Genomic DNA, 16,939 nt, shown 5'->3' with positions numbered 1-16,939 from the left:
GAGAGGATCAGTTTTGATTGGCGAACAGGGGTCAACGAGGAGAGGATTTTCCAATGTTTATGGTACAGGCTTTTCTTATATTTCCACTGGAGGGCACGGACATGGACAAGGCAATGAGGAAGGACAGCATGGCTCCGAACACGAACATACGGATTATTCCGATGAGCCATACAGCCGCTTTGATATAGGTGCTACATACAGGGCACAAATAAAGAAAGTAAGGCTGCAAGCAGGCGTATCGCTATTGAATGTGTTTGGTACTAAGAATATAAAATACAACTATCAGATTTCCGGTCAAAATACTGCAACAAATATCTTCACAAAAGCAACTCCATTTACTCCAACGGTATTTCTTGAAATTATTTTTTGATTTATGGTAGGGTAAACCCTGCTTTATGCGGTTACTATTACGAAAGCGCTTCAGAAAAAAACAAAGTACAAATTCGTAAATTAGTAGATCAAATGAAAAAGTTATTTTATTCGTTGGCAGTAGTTTTATTTGCAGTAACATTCGTTGCTTGCAGTAATGACGACCATGAAGATTTTGGGACATCAGCAAAACAAGATATTGAAGCCAGAGCTGCGGCTTTAGGATTTGATGATGTTGCAGCTTACCAAGCAAGTGTAGCAGAGCAATGTTCAGCGGGAAATCATGAAAATTGTGATATTTATAACGATGGCACTCACGAAGCCTGCGCATATTCCGACCATTCAGGGAAAAACCATGACGGCACCCATCACAATGGAACCGATCATGGAACACATGACAAAGATGGTCATTCACACGGTTCGCATGATGGTAAACACCATTAATAACCTTTATGTACGATGGGATTCAATAAAGGGGAAACAATTTCTTTATTGAATCCCTTTTTTAAAACACATTGCCTATAATAAAATTATCTAACCACAGTTAAGATATTAAGTTTGAAAAATAAATGTTCCATATCCGCTATTGTACTCTCAACCATACTATTTTTGGTTTTTGCAGTTATTCCACATCATCATCATGGTGGGAAAGCCTGCATTGTTATCGAGTTGTGTGAGTTGGATAATGCAATAAACGATGAACATACACATCACAGCGATACGGATAGTGAGCAAAATCACGATGAAACCTGTATTGCTAAATCAAAATTCATCATTCCTACATCTGTTGATGAAACAAAACTAAAAGTATCAGATAATCAAAATGATACTGTTTTATTTCCTATCTTTTTCCTTGTTGGAAATTTATTTAATTATAGTTTAGATAGTTCATTTATCGAATCTGATTACGGTGAGTATATACTAAGCTATAAATCCGCAGCAGCAAATCAATTTCATGGTTTGCGGGCACCTCCTTTCACCTTTTCATAACAGAAAGACTAAATTATAGTCTTTATCCTTTGTGCTTGTAATCTATCTTCCGGTAGATACTAAGCCACCGCTATATCTAATTTTCCGAACAATCCCAAAAAAATAATATAAATAAGATGTTTTTAAAATTGACAAAAGCATTGTGTACCATTGTGTTATTACTTTCGGTTTCACTCCCAAATGCTTATACCCAAACAAATAATAACACGCTTTCTGAAAGCGATAGTATTCAGGTAAATGACTATAAATTCTCATATAAACAATTAATAATACCTGCATCCCTGATGTTGTACGGAACAATAGAAGCAACATTAGCGCCCAAAAATCGCCTATTAAACTATGCCATAGGGCATGAAGTAATAACACACAAACCTGAAAAGTTTCAGATTGATGATATAACGCAATATGTACCTGCGGCGAGTGTATATGCTTTAAACTTAGTCGGGATAAAAGGCAAACACAATTTCAAAGACAGGACGATTATTTTAGGAATGGCAAGCCTGTTCACGGCGGCTTCAGTGAATGGTTTAAAATATACGGCACGAGTTGAAAGACCAGATAAATCCGCAAAAAATTCTTTTCCGTCAGGGCATACGGCAATCGCTTTTATGGGTGCTGAATTTCTTTGGCAAGAATATAAAGATGTTTCAATCTGGTATGGAATAGCGGGATATACTATCGCTGCGGGAACCGGAGCATTCCGCATATACAATAATAAGCACTGGGTAGGCGACGTCGCATTCGGTGCCGGGCTTGGCATATTAAGTACAAAACTTGCCTATTGGCTCTATCCTACTGTTGAAAAGAAAATATTTAAAGGTGGTCAGGAGAAAAAGAACAAACGAAATCTTGCTTTTTACCCCTATTACACAGGTCAGCAGGGTGGTTTATCGCTTTCAATGCAATTTTAAAATATAAATGATATGAACTCTACAAAAGATTATGATTTAACCATAATAGTTCCTGTTTATAATGAAGAAGAAAATATAAACAAACTTGAAAAGGAACTATCTGAATATGTATGTTCTTCATCAGTAAAAACCTGCATACTATTCGTTGATGATGGATCGAAAGACCAAAGCAAAACATTGATACAGGAAGTGTGTCAGCGAAACCGTCATCTTTTTTATATAAGTTTTGCTCGAAATTGCGGATTAAGCGCAGCTATAAAAGCAGGGATAGATATAGCCCAGTCGTCATTTGTCGGATATATAGATGCTGATTTACAAACAGCGCCTAAAGATTTTGAACTTTTATTGCCATATAGAAATGAATATGAAATGGTAATGGGTATCCGTACAGGACGCAAAGATAGTTTAGGAAAAAAACTATCGTCGAAAATAGCCAATAGTTTTCGCCGCATGATGACTAATGACGGCATAGAAGATACGGGGTGTCCACTAAAAATTATTCATACCGAATACGCTAAACGCATTCCGATGTTTACGGGGATGCACCGTTTCCTACCTGCTCTCCTTCAGTTACAACATGGCAGGGTAAAGCAGGTTCCTGTTAGGCATTTTGAACGTACCGCAGGTCAATCAAAATTTCATTTATGGAACAGGTTGGTTAGTCCTTTTATGGATTGCTTTGCTTTCCGATGGATGAAGAAACGGTACATAAACTATACTATTGAAAAAGAAGGTATTAATTAAGCCATAGCAAAAAGTGAATAACGACATTTGGTATTTTGTTTTAGGTTTTTTAGCACAGGGGTTATTTTCTGCCAGAATGCTTATTCAGTGGATTTTATCGGAAAAGGCTAAAAAAGTTGTATCTCCGACTATCTATTGGCAGTTAAGTTTATTAGCTTCTATATTATTTTCTATATATGGGTGGCTAAGGGGAGATTTTGTAATAATTCTCGGACAACTATTCTCCTATTATATCTATATATGGAATTTGAATAGTAAAAACAACTGGAAAAAAATCCATTTAGCTATAAGAACAGTAATTCTCTTAATACCTGCTGCCGCACTTTGCTATGTGCTATATAACAATGAAGTAAGCATTGACAGGTTATTTTCAAATATATCGTTATGGTTACTTCTATTTGGTTCCGCAGGTCAGATAATTTTCACTTTCCGCTTTGTTTATCAATGGTGGCATTCAAGATTGAGAGGTGAATCTGTCCTTCCCTTAAACTTTTGGCTGTTGAGTATAATAGGTTCTCTGATAACTATTGCATACGCAATATTCAGAGAAGATCCGGTATTGCTTATTGGTCAAAGTTTTGGTTTTATCACATATTCCAGAAATGTGTGGTTGATTATAAAAAACTGTAATGAGGATGAATCTAAAAAAGAGATTAAATGAAAATATTAGTTACAGGCAGTGCAGGATTTATCGGATTTCACTTGGTAAAAGCATTGGTTGAAAATAAAGAGAATTTCGTTGTGGGAATAGATAATATAAATGACTATTACGATGTAAACCTAAAATATGGCAGGTTGTCTGAATGTGGAATAGGAAAAGAGGATATAACAGAAAATGAAGTAGTCCATAGTTCATTTTATTGCAATTATGATTTTGGAAAGATTGATCTTACGGACTTTATACAATTAGGTGTTCTTTTTAAGAAGTATCAATTTGATTATGTTATCAATCTGGCAGCACAAGCGGGGGTTCGGTATTCTTTAGAAAATCCCCATGCTTATATCAACTCTAACATTCTTGGCTTTGTAAATATCTTAGAGTGTTGCAGGCATAATAATATCAAGCATCTTATATATGCTTCCAGTTCTTCGGTTTATGGATTGAACAATAAAATTCCTTTTAAGGAATCTGCCACAGTTGATAATCCTGCCAGTTTTTATGCTGCAACAAAAAAAAGTAATGAACTGATGGCTCATTCTTATAGTCATTTGTTCAATTTGCCCTCCACAGGAATAAGACTTTTTACTGTATATGGAGCATGGGGAAGACCTGATATGGCTCCGATGATTTTCGCAAGATCTATTCGGGAGGGCAGAACAATCAAGGTTTTTAATAATGGGGATATGCTTAGAGATTTCACCTATATAGATGATGTTATAAAAAGCATCGTCTTACTCTTGGATAAAACTCCGGATAAAAATTCAGATTCCGCTTTCTATCAGATTTTTAATATCGGCAATTCAAAGCCAGTTAATTTACTCCAGTTTATAGAAGCGATTGAATATGAAATGCAAAAAGACGCTCATTTGGAAATGTACCCTTTTCAATCCGGTGATGTAAAGGAAACCTATGCTGATATAAGCAAATTGACCAGATACATTCATTATAAGCCCAAAACAGTATTACCGGAAGGAATAAAATCATTTATTGAGTGGTTTAACTCAATGGAAAATCAATAGGTGTTAATCCTTAATTATTAACTATGACATTAAAACGATTATTTACGATTGACCACATCTACTATATTCTTGTTTTTGCATTAATGTTCCCATTAATCCTACTCCGGGATTATACGCCTGCAAACGAACTTAGATATTTGAATATAGTTGATGATGCCTTAAAAACAGGGAATTTTTTCTCATTTTATAATCATGGTGAAATATATGCCGATAAACCGCCTTTATATTTCTGGATTATAATGCTCGGAAAAAAGATATTCGGAAGTCATCAAATATGGTTCTTGTCGCTATTCTCATTACTACCCGCTTTTGTCATTCAGTTTACGATGGACAGGTGGACACGAGCTGAACTTCCAAACGAATATCAATCCAGTGCAAAACTATTATTGTTCACAAGCGCTCTATTTATGGGTGGAGCCATTATTCTAAGAATGGATATGTTAATGTCTATGTTTATAACATTGGCATTATATGTTTTTTATAGAATGTATTCAGGCAGAGAGAGAAAATATGATAAGTATTTGCTTCCTCTTTGTATTTTCCTCGCAATATTCAGTAAAGGGCCAATCGGAATAATTATTCCGGTAGTCTCTATACTGACATTTCTAACTATAAAAGGGAAAATTAAGGATAGTGGAAAATATTTAGGGTTTAGAACTTGGGGAATACTCTTATTGCTTTGTTCTGTTTGGTTCAGCTTAGTGTGGGTTGAAGCGGGAAATAGTTATTTGAACGATTTACTCTTTAATCAGACATTCAACCGTGCTGTTAGCTCATTCCATCATAAGGAGCCGTTCTATTATTATTTTCAGGTATTTTGGTATTCCTTCGCTCCTTGGTCAATTTTATTCTTTGCCCTTATCCTGTTAGGGATTAAAAATAAGCTGATAAAAACAGATATAGATAAATTGTTTTTGACTGTTGTTTTAACGTCATTTCTTGTCTTATCTATTGTAAGTGCAAAGATTGAAATTTATATGTTGCCTGTATTTCCTTTTGTGGCTTATCTGTCAGTTATTATATTGATGAGATTAAAGAATAAGAAATGGATTGTATATTTTATGATAGCGTTATCTCTCATAGCAATAATGGCTTTGCCGTTGTTTTTATTGAGTAAAAATGATATTACATTTTCTTGGTTGAATGAAATTCACACTTCCATAATATGGGGATTAATTTCACTTGCTCTATTTGGATTCCTTTCTTTATATTTTCTGATTTTCCGAAAGAATATAATTCGTTCGATTAACAGCATATCAATAGGGATTTTAACCGTGATATTTATTGTATCCTTTGAAATGCCTTTTCTGAACAGCTATGTCGGTTATGAAAATATGTGTAAGAGTGGGATTGAGTTATCAGAAAATTCAAAACAATACATTGTTTATGGAATCCGCCGTCCAGAGAATATGAAAGTATATTTAGGAGAGAGTGTTATCATAGCTGAAAAGGATGATATTATGTCCGATATTTATGGCGGTTCAATACTTTTTATTTCTGATAGAGCATTGAGAAAAGATTTTTCATTACGGGAGTATATTGAGAAAAAGCCCTCTACAAAAATAGGAGATAATCTTGTGGTAAAATTATGAGAAGTGTCTTTCTCCGTTCAAGTTAAAAATTATTTTATTTTTTGGTAGGGTATAATTACTCTTATGCGGTATATTAACATATAACATTTTAACAATAAAGGAATATGAAAAGAGTATTTTATTCATTAGCGGTTCTCGCATCGGTTATCACATTCGTTTCTTGTAGCCAGGATGATGATAGCAACTTTGGAGATATAGATCAAAGTTTGGAGCTTCGTGCATCTACACTCGGTTTTTCAAATGGCGATATCTACAAAAGCAGCGTGCTGAATCAGTGTGCTGCCGGAAATCACGAAAACTGCGATATACTTGCAGACGGAACACATCAGGTTTGTACAAATTCCCAACATTCAGGAATTAAACATGACGGTACCCATCACAATGGCACAGGCACAGGACATGGAGGAAATAACCATGATTCCAATACCTGCATGGATGTAAGCCACAATCATAACAACACACAAAACCACGATGTGAATACTTGTACTGATGCAAACCATAATCACAATAACGGACAAAACCATGATGTGAATACTTGTACAGATACAAGCCATAATCACAATGGAGAACAAAACCATGATGTGAACACTTGCACTGATGCAAGTCATAATCACAATGGGGAACAAAATCATGATGTGAATACCTGTACTGATAAGAGCCACAATCACAATGGAAGTGCCGATGGCTCTCATAATAAGGGCAACCATCATAATTAAGATATTATATGCAAAAAGGATGTGCAGTGATTTTAAAATCAGCATCATTTGACACATCCTTTTTGTTATAGAATAAATAACATAAATAATCTTTGAAATACGTGGACGATTTTATCATAAAATTATTAGAAGGAAAAGGCATAAAGCCCACATCTACACGGATTTTAGTATGGGATACAATGCTAAAGTTCACCGAAGCATTCAGTTTAGGGGACTTAGAGAAAAAATTATTGAGCATTGATAAATCGACTATTTCTCGTATAATTCACCTCTTTAATGATAATGGGCTGATTCATAAATTTGACGACGGATCAGGTTCGGTTAAATATTCGGTTTGTCAGGAGGATTGCGGTTGTAGTGAAGGTGATTATCATTTACACTTTTACTGTAACTACTGTAAAAAGGCATTTTGTTTGGAAAACGTGCCTGTTCCTCAAATAGAACTACCGGGAAATATGGAATTGGAGAGCGTTAATTTCGTAATTAAAGGCTATTGCGGAAAATGTGATAAGATTGCAACTTAGTTGCATGACTTTTTATTTTATCTTTGCACAGGTAAAAAAAGATTTAGTGAAACGAATTATTTCCATATCGTTTGTTGCATTGTCAAGTTTAGTATTACTGATACTTGCAATAGTACCACATCATCATCATGAGGGATTGGTGTGTATTGTTATGGAGATATGCGAACAGGATAATCAGGTAAACGATGAACATACAGACCATCGTGAGTTACCTAATGACAGTGACCATGAACAATCTTGTATTGCTGAATCTAAATATACTTCACCCAAAACGACAAATGAAACTAAGTGCAAGGTTTCTTCTTGTCAAAACCATGATCTTACACATTTATTCCCGATATTCTTTTTAGCTGCGGATTTCTTAATCTACGATTCGGGAGAATCAACCTCCGACTTTGAGTACGGAGAATTTATTTCATTCTATAAATCCGCAGAAGCAAACCAATTTCACGGTTTACGCGCCCCTCCTTCCATAATTTCCTGATGTTTTGACTTACAGGCTGTAAGTCATGCTGCTTTGTGCATTTGGATATGTTCAAGGCATAGGGTATTGGTATATACATATCAACCCATAAAAATCAATATTTCTCACGAGAAGCAAAGCAAATATCAGGATATGCTTTACTTCCCCCAATAATTAAAAAATAAAATGAAAACGTACATAATAGGATTATTCGTTGTTATCGCAATATTATTAACCGGATGCAATTCCGGTCAGGGAAAAAACAATCAAAAATCAAGTGATAAACATGAGCATGTTGATGGTGATGGACATGACCATTCTAATGAGAAAGAGCATGAACACTCCGAAGGTGATGGACATGACCATTCAAACGATAAAGAACATAAACATACTGACGGCGATGGGCATGACCACGCTAACGAGAAAGATCATAAGCACTCCGAGGGCGACGGACATGACCACGGAGCAGAAGCAATGGAAGACAGCCATTCGGATGAAATACTTTTCACCAAACAGCAAGCGCAACTTGTTGGATTGAAGACAGAAACCGTTGCTCTTGGTAGTTTCTACAATTCCATTAAAACCAGTGGACAGATACAAGCCTCGCAGGGTGATGAAGCTGTTATTGCAGCTACTTCCAACGGTATTGTATCTTTCACCAATCCGTCCATAACAGACGGTACAGCCGTACAAGCCGGACAATCCATTGTAACTATTTCAGCAAAGAAACTGTTGGAAGGCGATCCGTCCGTAAAAGCGCGGATTGAATACGAAACTGCACAGAAAGAGTTCCAACGTGCCGAATCATTGGTAAAAGACCAGATTATTTCCGCTAAGGACTTTGAACAGGCTCGTTTGCGTTATGAAACAGCGAAAACAGTATATCAGGCACAGGCAGGCAATATGACAGCCACCGGGGTAAGCGTTACAGCTCCCATTGCCGGATATATTAAGAACAGGCTTGTTGCACAGGGGGAATACGTTTCAGTAGGTCAGCCCATTGCAACTGTATCGCAGAATAGGCGTTTGCAGCTACGAGCCGAAGTATCAGAGAACAATTTCAAGATACTTAAAAGCATCAGTAGTGCTAACTTTAAGCCTGCCTATGACAATCAGGTATATAAACTTTCGGAACTTAACGGCCGGCTTTTATCTTTCGGTAAAGCATCCACTGACCAATCTTTCTATATTCCTGTTACATTCGAGTTTGATAACGTGGGCGATATTATTCCCGGAGCATATACCGAAGTATATCTGCTTTCGACCTTACAGGATAATGTAATATCCGTTCCCGTTTCTGCTATTACCGAAGAACAGGGACTTAACTTCGTGTATCTGCAAATAGGCGACGAAGAATATAAGAAACAGGAAGTAACCCTCGGACAGAATAACGGCGAAAGAGTGCAGATCCTTTCAGGTCTTCAACGCGGAGCCAAAGTAGTTACCAAAGGAGTATATCAGGTGAAACTGGCAGCAACTTCTTCAGTAATGCCCGAAGGACATAGTCACTAACCATTAAAACACGAATCAGTATGTTGAACAAGATAATAAAATTCTCGCTGAACAACCGTGTCGTTGTTTTAGTGGCATCCCTGCTGCTTATGCTGGCAGGAACCTATACAGCCGTCAATATGGAAGTCGATGTATTTCCCGACCTCAATGCACCCACCGTTGTGGTGATGACAGAGGCACGAGGTATGGCTCCCGAAGAAGTCGAACGGCTCGTTACTTTCCCTGTCGAAACCGCCCTGAACGGTGCTACTGATGTACGCCGTGTGCGTTCATCCTCTACCACAGGCTTTTCTATCGTATGGGTAGAATTTAACTGGGGAACGGACATCTACCGTGCCCGTCAGATTGTATCCGAAAAGTTAGCCGTTGTCAATGACCAGTTGCCGTCTAACGTTGGTAATCCGACGTTGGGGCCGCAATCGTCCATACTGGGTGAGCTTATGATTATCGGAGTAACCGCCGATTCAACCTCATTACAGGATTTGCGGACATTATCTGACTGGACTATCCGCCCCCGTTTATTATCAACAGGTGGAGTGGCACAGGTAACCGTTCTCGGTGGTGAAATCAAGGAATACCAGATATTGCTCGATCCCGGAAAGATGAAACATTACAACATCGGACTCAATGAAGTAATCGACGTCGTTACCGAAATGAACCAGAACGCCGCAGGTGGTGTATTGTATGAATACGGAAACGAATTTATCATCCGTGGCGTGCTTTCAACAAATAAAATACCATCATTGGGAAAAGCTGTTATCAAAACAGTAAACAATGTTCCTATCCTGATAGAAAACATTGCTGAAGTAAAAATAGGAGATAAAGCACCTAAACTGGGTATGGCATCCAACGACGGCAAAGCTGCCGTATTGATAACTGTTACCAAGCAACCGGCTACAAGTACGCTCGAATTGACAGACAAACTTGACGCTTCGCTTGCCGATTTACAGAAACAGCTTCCGGCAGATGTGAAGATAACAACCGACATCTTTCGTCAGGCACGTTTTATAGACAACTCCATCAATAACGTACAGAAATCATTGTACGAAGGGGGTATCTTCGTGGTTATCGTTTTCGTTATCTTCCTGATGAACGCACGTACAACCATTATATCACTTGTAACGATACCGTTGTCATTAGTCTTTGCAATACTCTCCTTAAAATTCATGGGGCTTACTATTAATACCATGAGCCTCGGAGGTATGGCTATTGCTATTGGCTCGCTTGTGGATGATGCCATTGTCGATGTAGAAAATGTGTTCAAGCGATTGCGGGAGAACAGGCAGAAACCAAAGGAACTGCAAAAAACCGTACTCAACGTCGTGTTCGATGCTTCCAAAGAAGTGCGTATGCCAATTCTATACTCCACATTTATCATCATCGCCAGCTTCGTTCCCTTGTTCTTCCTTTCTGGAATGGAAGGTCGTATGCTTGCACCGTTAGGAGTAGCCTTTATTATGGCATTGATAGCTTCTACCGTAGTAGCCTTAACCCTTACTCCAGTATTGTGTAGCTACCTGTTGGGTAAACCACGAAAAGATGATAAACCGGAACGTGAACCGTATATAGTAAGGAAACTGAAAATCGTTTACGAGGTAGCCCTTAAATGGACACTCAAATACAAGAAATGGGTACTTGGCGGAACAGGTGTTGTTTTAGTGATTGCCGTTATCATTTTCTTCTCATTAGGTCGTAGCTTCCTGCCGCCATTCAATGAGGGTTCATTTACCGTAAGCATCAGTAGTATGCCCGGTATATCGCTTGAAGAATCCGACAAGATGGGGCGTATAGCAGAAGATATCTTGCTTTCCATACCCGAAGTTCAAACCGTAGGACGGAAAACAGGACGTGCCGAACTCGATGAACACGCACTCGGTGTAAACGTATCGGAAATCGAAGCACCGTTCATCCTCGATAAACGTTCCAAAGATGAAGTGCTTGCCGAAATACGCGAAAAGATAAAAGTGTTGCCGGGAGTGAATATAGAAATAGGCGCACCCATTTCGCACCGTATCGACGCTATGTTATCCGGTACACGTGCCAACATCGCTATCAAGTTGTTCGGAACAGACCTCAATAAAATGTTCTCCATCGGTAACCAAATAAAAGCAAACATTCAGGACATTGAAGGTATTGCCGATCTGAACGTAGAACAACAAGTGGAACGTCCGCAGTTGAAGATAGAACCCAAAAGGGAAGTAATGGCGAAATACGGCATAACCTTACCCGACTTTGCGAAGATTGTAAACGTCATGCTCGCAGGTGAAGTCGTTTCACAGGTGTACGAAGAAAACCGCTCGTTCGACCTTACCCTAAAAGTAAACGACGATAGCCGTGAAACAGCCGAAAGGATAAAGAACCTTATTGTTGATGCCAACGGACGTAAAATTCCATTGAGTAATATAGCCGAAATAACATCGTCCACAGGCCCCAACACCATCAATAGGGAAAACGTTGCCCGTAAGATTGTAATATCGGCTAACGTTGCCGGACGTGACCTGCGCGGAGTAGTAAATGACATTCAGGACATCGTAAACGAAAAGATAGAACTGCCCGAAGGTTATCATATTGAGTACGGCGGACAGTTTGAGAGCGAACAGGCAGCATCACGCACCCTGCTTATTACCTCAATCTTCTCCATTCTTGCTATTTTCATGCTTCTGTTTGCGCAGTTTAAGAGCATAAACCAGTCCGTTGTTATCCTGCTTAACCTGCCGCTTGCCCTTATCGGCGGAGTGTTTGCCATTTTCTTTACTAACGGCGTTCTGAGCATACCGGCTATTATCGGGTTTATCTCCCTGTTCGGTATCGCTACACGTAACGGTATGTTGCTTATCTCACGATACAACGACCTTGTGGCAGAGGGGTATAGCAAACTTGATGCGGTAATGACCGGCTCGTTAGACCGTCTAAACCCCATCTTGATGACCGCATTAACCTCCGGTCTTGCACTGATACCGCTTGCATTGGGTGGTGATTTGCCGGGTAACGAAATACAAAGTCCGATGGCAAAGGTTATCCTGGGCGGATTGCTCACATCGACTTTGCTCAACGGCTTTATTATTCCTATCATGTACTTAATTACAAACAGGAAAGTAGTTGAAACCGAAATTCTGGACAACGAGGAACCTGAAGTAAACAACACTAAATTAGAATTAGAATGAGAACAATCATAATAACCATGTTGGTACTCTTCGCAGGCATAACGCTCAATGCGCAGAATAATATCAACCCTGTATTGTCTTCGATAGAAGAGAACAATACAACCCTGAAAGCCCTCCGCGAACAAGTTGAAGCGGATAAGCTGCAAAACAAAACGGGCATCTTCCTTGATGATCCGGAAGTGGGCTTCAATTATCTCTGGGGTAACCCTTCAAATATAGGTAATCGTACCGATTTTAGCGTATCGCAGACATTCGACATTCCCACCATTACGGGAATGAAAAGTCGGTTAGCAAACGGTAGAAACAACCTTGTGGAATGGCAGTACAAAGCCGACCGTATGAATATATTGCTCGAAGCAAAACAATACTGCATTGAACTGATATATTACAATTCCCTGCTTAAAGAACTTTATTTGCGTCTGGAACATGCAGAAACCATTGCCAAAGGTTATAAAGACCGTATGGACAGGGGCGACGTAAGTATCTTGGAGTACAACAAAGTAAACCTGAACCTTTCTACCATACAAGGAGAAATATCGCGCATGGAAGTAGAACGTGATGCACTCCTTGCCCAGTTGAAAAGGCTGAACGGCGGTATCGACGTAGTCTTTAATGATGCAGACTACGGCAGCCGTGAGCTTCCGTTGAACTTTAACGACTGGTATGTACAAGCCGAAGATAAAAACCCGGTGTTGGCATACGTGCGTAACGAAATCGAAGTAAGCCAGAAACAGGTATCACTAAGCAAAGCGATGAACCTGCCTAAGTTTACCGCCGGATACATGAGTGAAAAAGTAGTCGGACAACGGTATCAGGGTGTGTCGCTTGGTATATCCATACCGCTATGGTCGAATAAAAATCAGGTGAAACAGGCAAAGGCATCTGTTGCTGCTGCCCAAAGCCGCGAAGCCGATACCAAGCAACAGTTTTTCAGCCAACTGCAAATACAGTATTCCAAAGCAATGGGACTGAAAACTACTGCCGACAAATATCGTAAATCGCTGGCAAACGTAAATAATACCATCCTGTTGAAAAAAGCACTTGATGCGGGTGAAATATCCTTGCTTGATTACATGGTTGAAATGGGATTGTACTACGACAACGTAAACCAGACGCTTGCAGCCGAAAGGGATTATCAACTGGCATTTGCCGAACTTGCAGCCGTAGAACTCTAAAAAATGATGTCATGAAAAGACAGCAAAAGAAAAAAAAGAGTAAGGTCATTGCAAAGAAAAAAATGATTAGTTCAAGAGCAAAAAAATGGATTGTAGCGTTAAGTATAACCATTGGGATTACATTAGGTTTTTTGTTATGGTATTATGTAACCAGATGTCCCCATCATCATTGTTTCTTTCATAGATGGCCGTTAAAGGAAGTCTTATTCTTTGGGACTTTGTTTACACTATTACCATTTGTGTTTTTGAATGAGGAATTGTATAAAAAGAAGTATAAACGATAAATTAAAATAATTATGGGAAATTGCAATGATGGGGCTTGTGTTATAGACAAGACCAAACAGGAAATGGATACCTCACAGAAAAGAGGTTACATCCGGGCGGCTATCTCCTTTGTGATGCTGATTGCAGGCATCATCTTTTCCGCTGTCGGGCTTTCGTTCTTTGCCGATAAGTGGGTACAACTCGCATGGTATATCATCGCTTATATTCCGGTAGGCTTACCGGTGATAAAAGAAGCATGGGAAGCCATTCGCCAGAAAGACGTATTCAGCGAGTTTACATTGATGAGTATAGCTACCATCGGGGCGTTCTTTATCGGAGAATACCCCGAAGGCGTTGCAGTAATGCTGTTCTATGCCGTAGGCGAACTCTTTCAGGATGCAGCGGTAAACCGTGCAAAAAGGAGCATTAGTGCATTACTTGATGTCCGACCAGAAACAGCGACAGTTATTAAGATGGATAAAACTGAAATAATGTCGCCGGAGAATGTAAATGTAGGTGATATTGTGGAAGTCAAGGTAGGCGAAAGAGTGCCTCTTGACGGAATTTTACTGAATGAATCGGCATCTTTTAATACTTCGGCATTAACTGGAGAGAGTGTTCCCAGAACGATACGGAAAAATGAGGACGTATTTGCAGGTATGATACTTACCGACAATGTTTCAAGAATTGAAGTAACGAAACCATTTGGTATGAGTGCTTTGGCTCGTATTCTTGACCTTGTTCAGAACGCCACAGAAAAAAAGGCACCCGCAGAACAGTTCATACGCAAATTTGCCCGCATCTATACTCCGATAGTGGTGGCACTGGCTGCGCTTATAGTGTTATTACCACTGGCATACTCTGCTATTAATCCGGCATTCAATTTTGTGTTGTACGACTGGGTTTATCGTGGATTGGTATTCCTCGTTATTTCCTGCCCGTGTGCTTTGGTTATCAGCATACCGTTGGGCTACTTTGGTGGTATCGGGGCGGCAAGCCGTAAAGGAATACTATTTAAAGGAAGCAACTATTTGGAAGCCATTACCAAAGTAAATACGGTGGTGATGGATAAAACCGGAACACTGACACAGGGAGTTTTCAAGGTACAAAAGATTGTTCCGGCAGATTTTCTGCTCGAAACAGACCTTGTGAATTTAGTGGCTTCGGTTGAAACGCAAAGTACGCATCCCATAGCGAAAGCTATTGTGGAATATGCAAAAGAGCAGAATATCGAAGTAATTAAGCCGGAGATTGTGAATGAAATCGCAGGGCACGGCTTACAGGCTTCTATCAATGGTAAAATAGTTCTTGTGGGTAATCCTAAATTATTGATAAAAAACAATGTAGAGTTCCCGCCGGAAATAGCGACTATACCCGAAACGATTGTTGTTTGCGCTATCAATGGCATCTATTCCGGATATATTCTGGTAGCCGATGCTCCGAAAGAGGATGCAGCTACAGCCGTGAACGCTTTGCGTGAGTTAGGAATTAAGAATATTGTAATGCTGTCAGGAGATAAACAGGCCATCGTTTCGCAGCTTGCCACAGAGTTGAACGTTACGCAAGCGCATGGCGATCTGCTGCCCGAAGGAAAGGTTGAGTATGTAGAGCAGTTGAAGTCCGATCCGGGTAATAACATTGCTTTTGTAGGCGATGGGATAAACGATGCGCCTGTTCTTGCCATGAGCGACGTAGGCATTGCAATGGGTGGACTGGGTAGCGACGTTGCCATAGAAACGGCAGACGTTATTATTCAGACAGACCAACCGAGCCGGATAGCAACGGCTATAACAATAGGCAAAGCTACACGCCGAATTGTTATACAGAATATAAGTCTGGCTTTTGGTGTAAAGCTCATTGTGTTGATTTTGGGTGCAGGAGGTGTTGCAACCTTATGGGAAGCGGTATTTGCTGATGTTGGGGTATCGTTATTGGCGATATTGAACGCTATTAGGATTTTGAAAATGAAATTTTAATTATGCCCTGTTGGTGGAAAATCCTCTCCTCGTTGACCCCTGTTCGCCAATCAAAACTGCTCCCCTCTGCCAATTGAAATTGCCCCCGTTTGCCAATTGAAATTGATCCCTTCGAAAGAGTCATTTGTTAGTTGTTATTGAGCCTTCTTAAAGTTGTTCCTTTAAACAGATTTTAAGAAAACATGATTTATGGCCAATAAACAAATTAGTATGCNCAAATTAGTATGCAAAAGATTCGACAAGTGCTGCGTTGTTATGCACAAGGAAAAGGGACTAAAGCTATGAGTAGTATGCTTAGTATGTCCCGTAACACGATCAAAAAGTATCTTCAAAAGTTTCAGACCCTGGATTTAAGTTATGAAGAAGCGTTGGAGCTTAGCGACAGTGAACTGGCAGAACTATTCCACGAGAAGCCATCAGAGGAAGTTGTGTCTAAACGTCAACAGGATTTGGAGAAACTGCTTCCATCCTACTGCAAACGCCTTAAACGTAAAGGAGTTACTCGTGAGATGCTACACGCAGAATACCTCACCCTTCATCCTGACGGTTACGCCCGTTCCCGCTTTAACAGTTACATTCAACGTTATGAACAGCGTTCCCGCCCCATCATGCACCTGGAACATAAAGCAGGCGATAAAGTTTTTATTGATTTTGCCGGTAAGAAGCTTTCTCTTGTGGAGCGTTCCACCGGTGAAATCTGCGAAGTAGAGGTTTTTGTAGCCATTCTCCCTTGTAGCCAGCTTACCTACGTGGAAGCGGTTCATAGCCAAAAGAAGGAAGACCTGATTACAGCCTGTGAGCATGCATTCTTCTATTTTGAAGGTGTACCTCAAGCCATTGTGCCGGATAACCTCAAGGC

At 39.6% G+C, this 16,939-nt stretch carries 15 protein-coding genes and 1 pseudogene; all 16 read left to right on the top strand.

Translation table 11 applies throughout. The features are described from left to right. Positions 1-370, top strand: a 370-nt coding sequence (locus D0T51_RS11570) for a hypothetical protein (protein WP_203583382.1), incomplete at its 5' end; no start/stop codon positions are given. A 92-nt stretch (positions 371-462) separates the two neighbouring features. Next, on the top strand, positions 463-813 hold the full coding sequence (locus tag D0T51_RS11565) for a hypothetical protein (RefSeq protein ID WP_129733356.1): 351 nt from the start codon (positions 463-465) through the stop codon (positions 811-813). Positions 814-927: 114 nt separating this feature from the next. Next, positions 928-1,359, top strand: coding sequence for a DUF6769 family protein (locus D0T51_RS11560; RefSeq protein ID WP_129733355.1), 432 nt, complete (start codon positions 928-930; stop codon positions 1,357-1,359). 116 nt (positions 1,360-1,475) lie between these two features. Beyond that, the gene (locus D0T51_RS11555) at positions 1,476-2,270 is read left to right on the top strand and encodes a phosphatase PAP2 family protein (RefSeq protein WP_129733354.1); all 795 of its coding nucleotides are present in this window, start codon (positions 1,476-1,478) and stop codon (positions 2,268-2,270) included. Positions 2,271-2,282: 12 nt separating this feature from the next. Further along, the gene (locus D0T51_RS11550) at positions 2,283-3,014 is read left to right on the top strand and encodes a glycosyltransferase family 2 protein (RefSeq protein ID WP_129733353.1); all 732 of its coding nucleotides are present in this window, start codon (positions 2,283-2,285) and stop codon (positions 3,012-3,014) included. A 76-nt stretch (positions 3,015-3,090) separates the two neighbouring features. Next, entirely contained in the window at positions 3,091-3,675 is a 585-nt protein-coding gene (locus tag D0T51_RS11545) for a lipid-A-disaccharide synthase N-terminal domain-containing protein (protein WP_203558323.1), read from the top strand. After that, positions 3,672-4,694: an NAD-dependent epimerase/dehydratase family protein gene (locus D0T51_RS11540; RefSeq protein WP_129733351.1), complete on the top strand. Its 1,023-nt coding sequence runs from the start codon at positions 3,672-3,674 to the stop codon at positions 4,692-4,694. Before D0T51_RS11545 ends, D0T51_RS11540 begins: the two co-directional genes overlap by 4 nt. Positions 4,695-4,717: 23 nt before the next feature. Next, on the top strand, positions 4,718-6,286 hold the full coding sequence (locus tag D0T51_RS11535) for a glycosyltransferase family 39 protein (protein ID WP_129733350.1): 1,569 nt from the start codon (positions 4,718-4,720) through the stop codon (positions 6,284-6,286). Between the two features lie 104 nt (positions 6,287-6,390). Next, the gene (locus tag D0T51_RS11530; protein ID WP_129733349.1) at positions 6,391-7,002 is read left to right on the top strand and encodes a hypothetical protein; all 612 of its coding nucleotides are present in this window, start codon (positions 6,391-6,393) and stop codon (positions 7,000-7,002) included. Positions 7,003-7,103: 101 nt separating this feature from the next. Beyond that, entirely contained in the window at positions 7,104-7,526 is a 423-nt protein-coding gene (locus tag D0T51_RS11525) for a Fur family transcriptional regulator (protein ID WP_129733348.1), read from the top strand. Between the two features lie 46 nt (positions 7,527-7,572). Then, positions 7,573-8,010 (top strand): DUF6769 family protein, encoded by a 438-nt coding sequence (locus tag D0T51_RS11520; RefSeq protein WP_129733347.1) that lies wholly within the window; start codon positions 7,573-7,575, stop codon positions 8,008-8,010. Positions 8,011-8,175: 165 nt separating this feature from the next. Further along, positions 8,176-9,501 (top strand): efflux RND transporter periplasmic adaptor subunit, encoded by a 1,326-nt coding sequence (locus D0T51_RS11515; protein ID WP_129733346.1) that lies wholly within the window; start codon positions 8,176-8,178, stop codon positions 9,499-9,501. Positions 9,502-9,521: 20 nt separating this feature from the next. Further along, positions 9,522-12,665, top strand: a complete 3,144-nt coding sequence (locus tag D0T51_RS11510; RefSeq protein ID WP_129733345.1) for an efflux RND transporter permease subunit — start codon at positions 9,522-9,524, stop codon at positions 12,663-12,665. Next, complete coding sequence (locus D0T51_RS11505) at positions 12,662-13,840, top strand: TolC family protein (protein ID WP_129733344.1); 1,179 nt, start codon at positions 12,662-12,664, stop codon at positions 13,838-13,840. The genes D0T51_RS11510 and D0T51_RS11505 overlap by 4 nt, the downstream gene beginning before the upstream one ends. A gap of 296 nt (positions 13,841-14,136) precedes the next feature. Then, positions 14,137-16,080: a heavy metal translocating P-type ATPase gene (locus D0T51_RS11500; RefSeq protein WP_129733342.1), complete on the top strand. Its 1,944-nt coding sequence runs from the start codon at positions 14,137-14,139 to the stop codon at positions 16,078-16,080. Between the two features lie 224 nt (positions 16,081-16,304). Continuing rightward, a pseudogene (locus D0T51_RS11495) lies at positions 16,305-16,939 on the top strand (IS21 family transposase); the annotation flags it as partial.

The organism is Parabacteroides sp. 52 (assembly GCF_010500925.1).
Lineage (GTDB): Bacteria > Bacteroidota > Bacteroidia > Bacteroidales > Tannerellaceae > QVMG01.
Note: the sequence above shows the minus strand (reverse complement) of the source record. Positions and strands in the feature narration are given on the sequence as shown.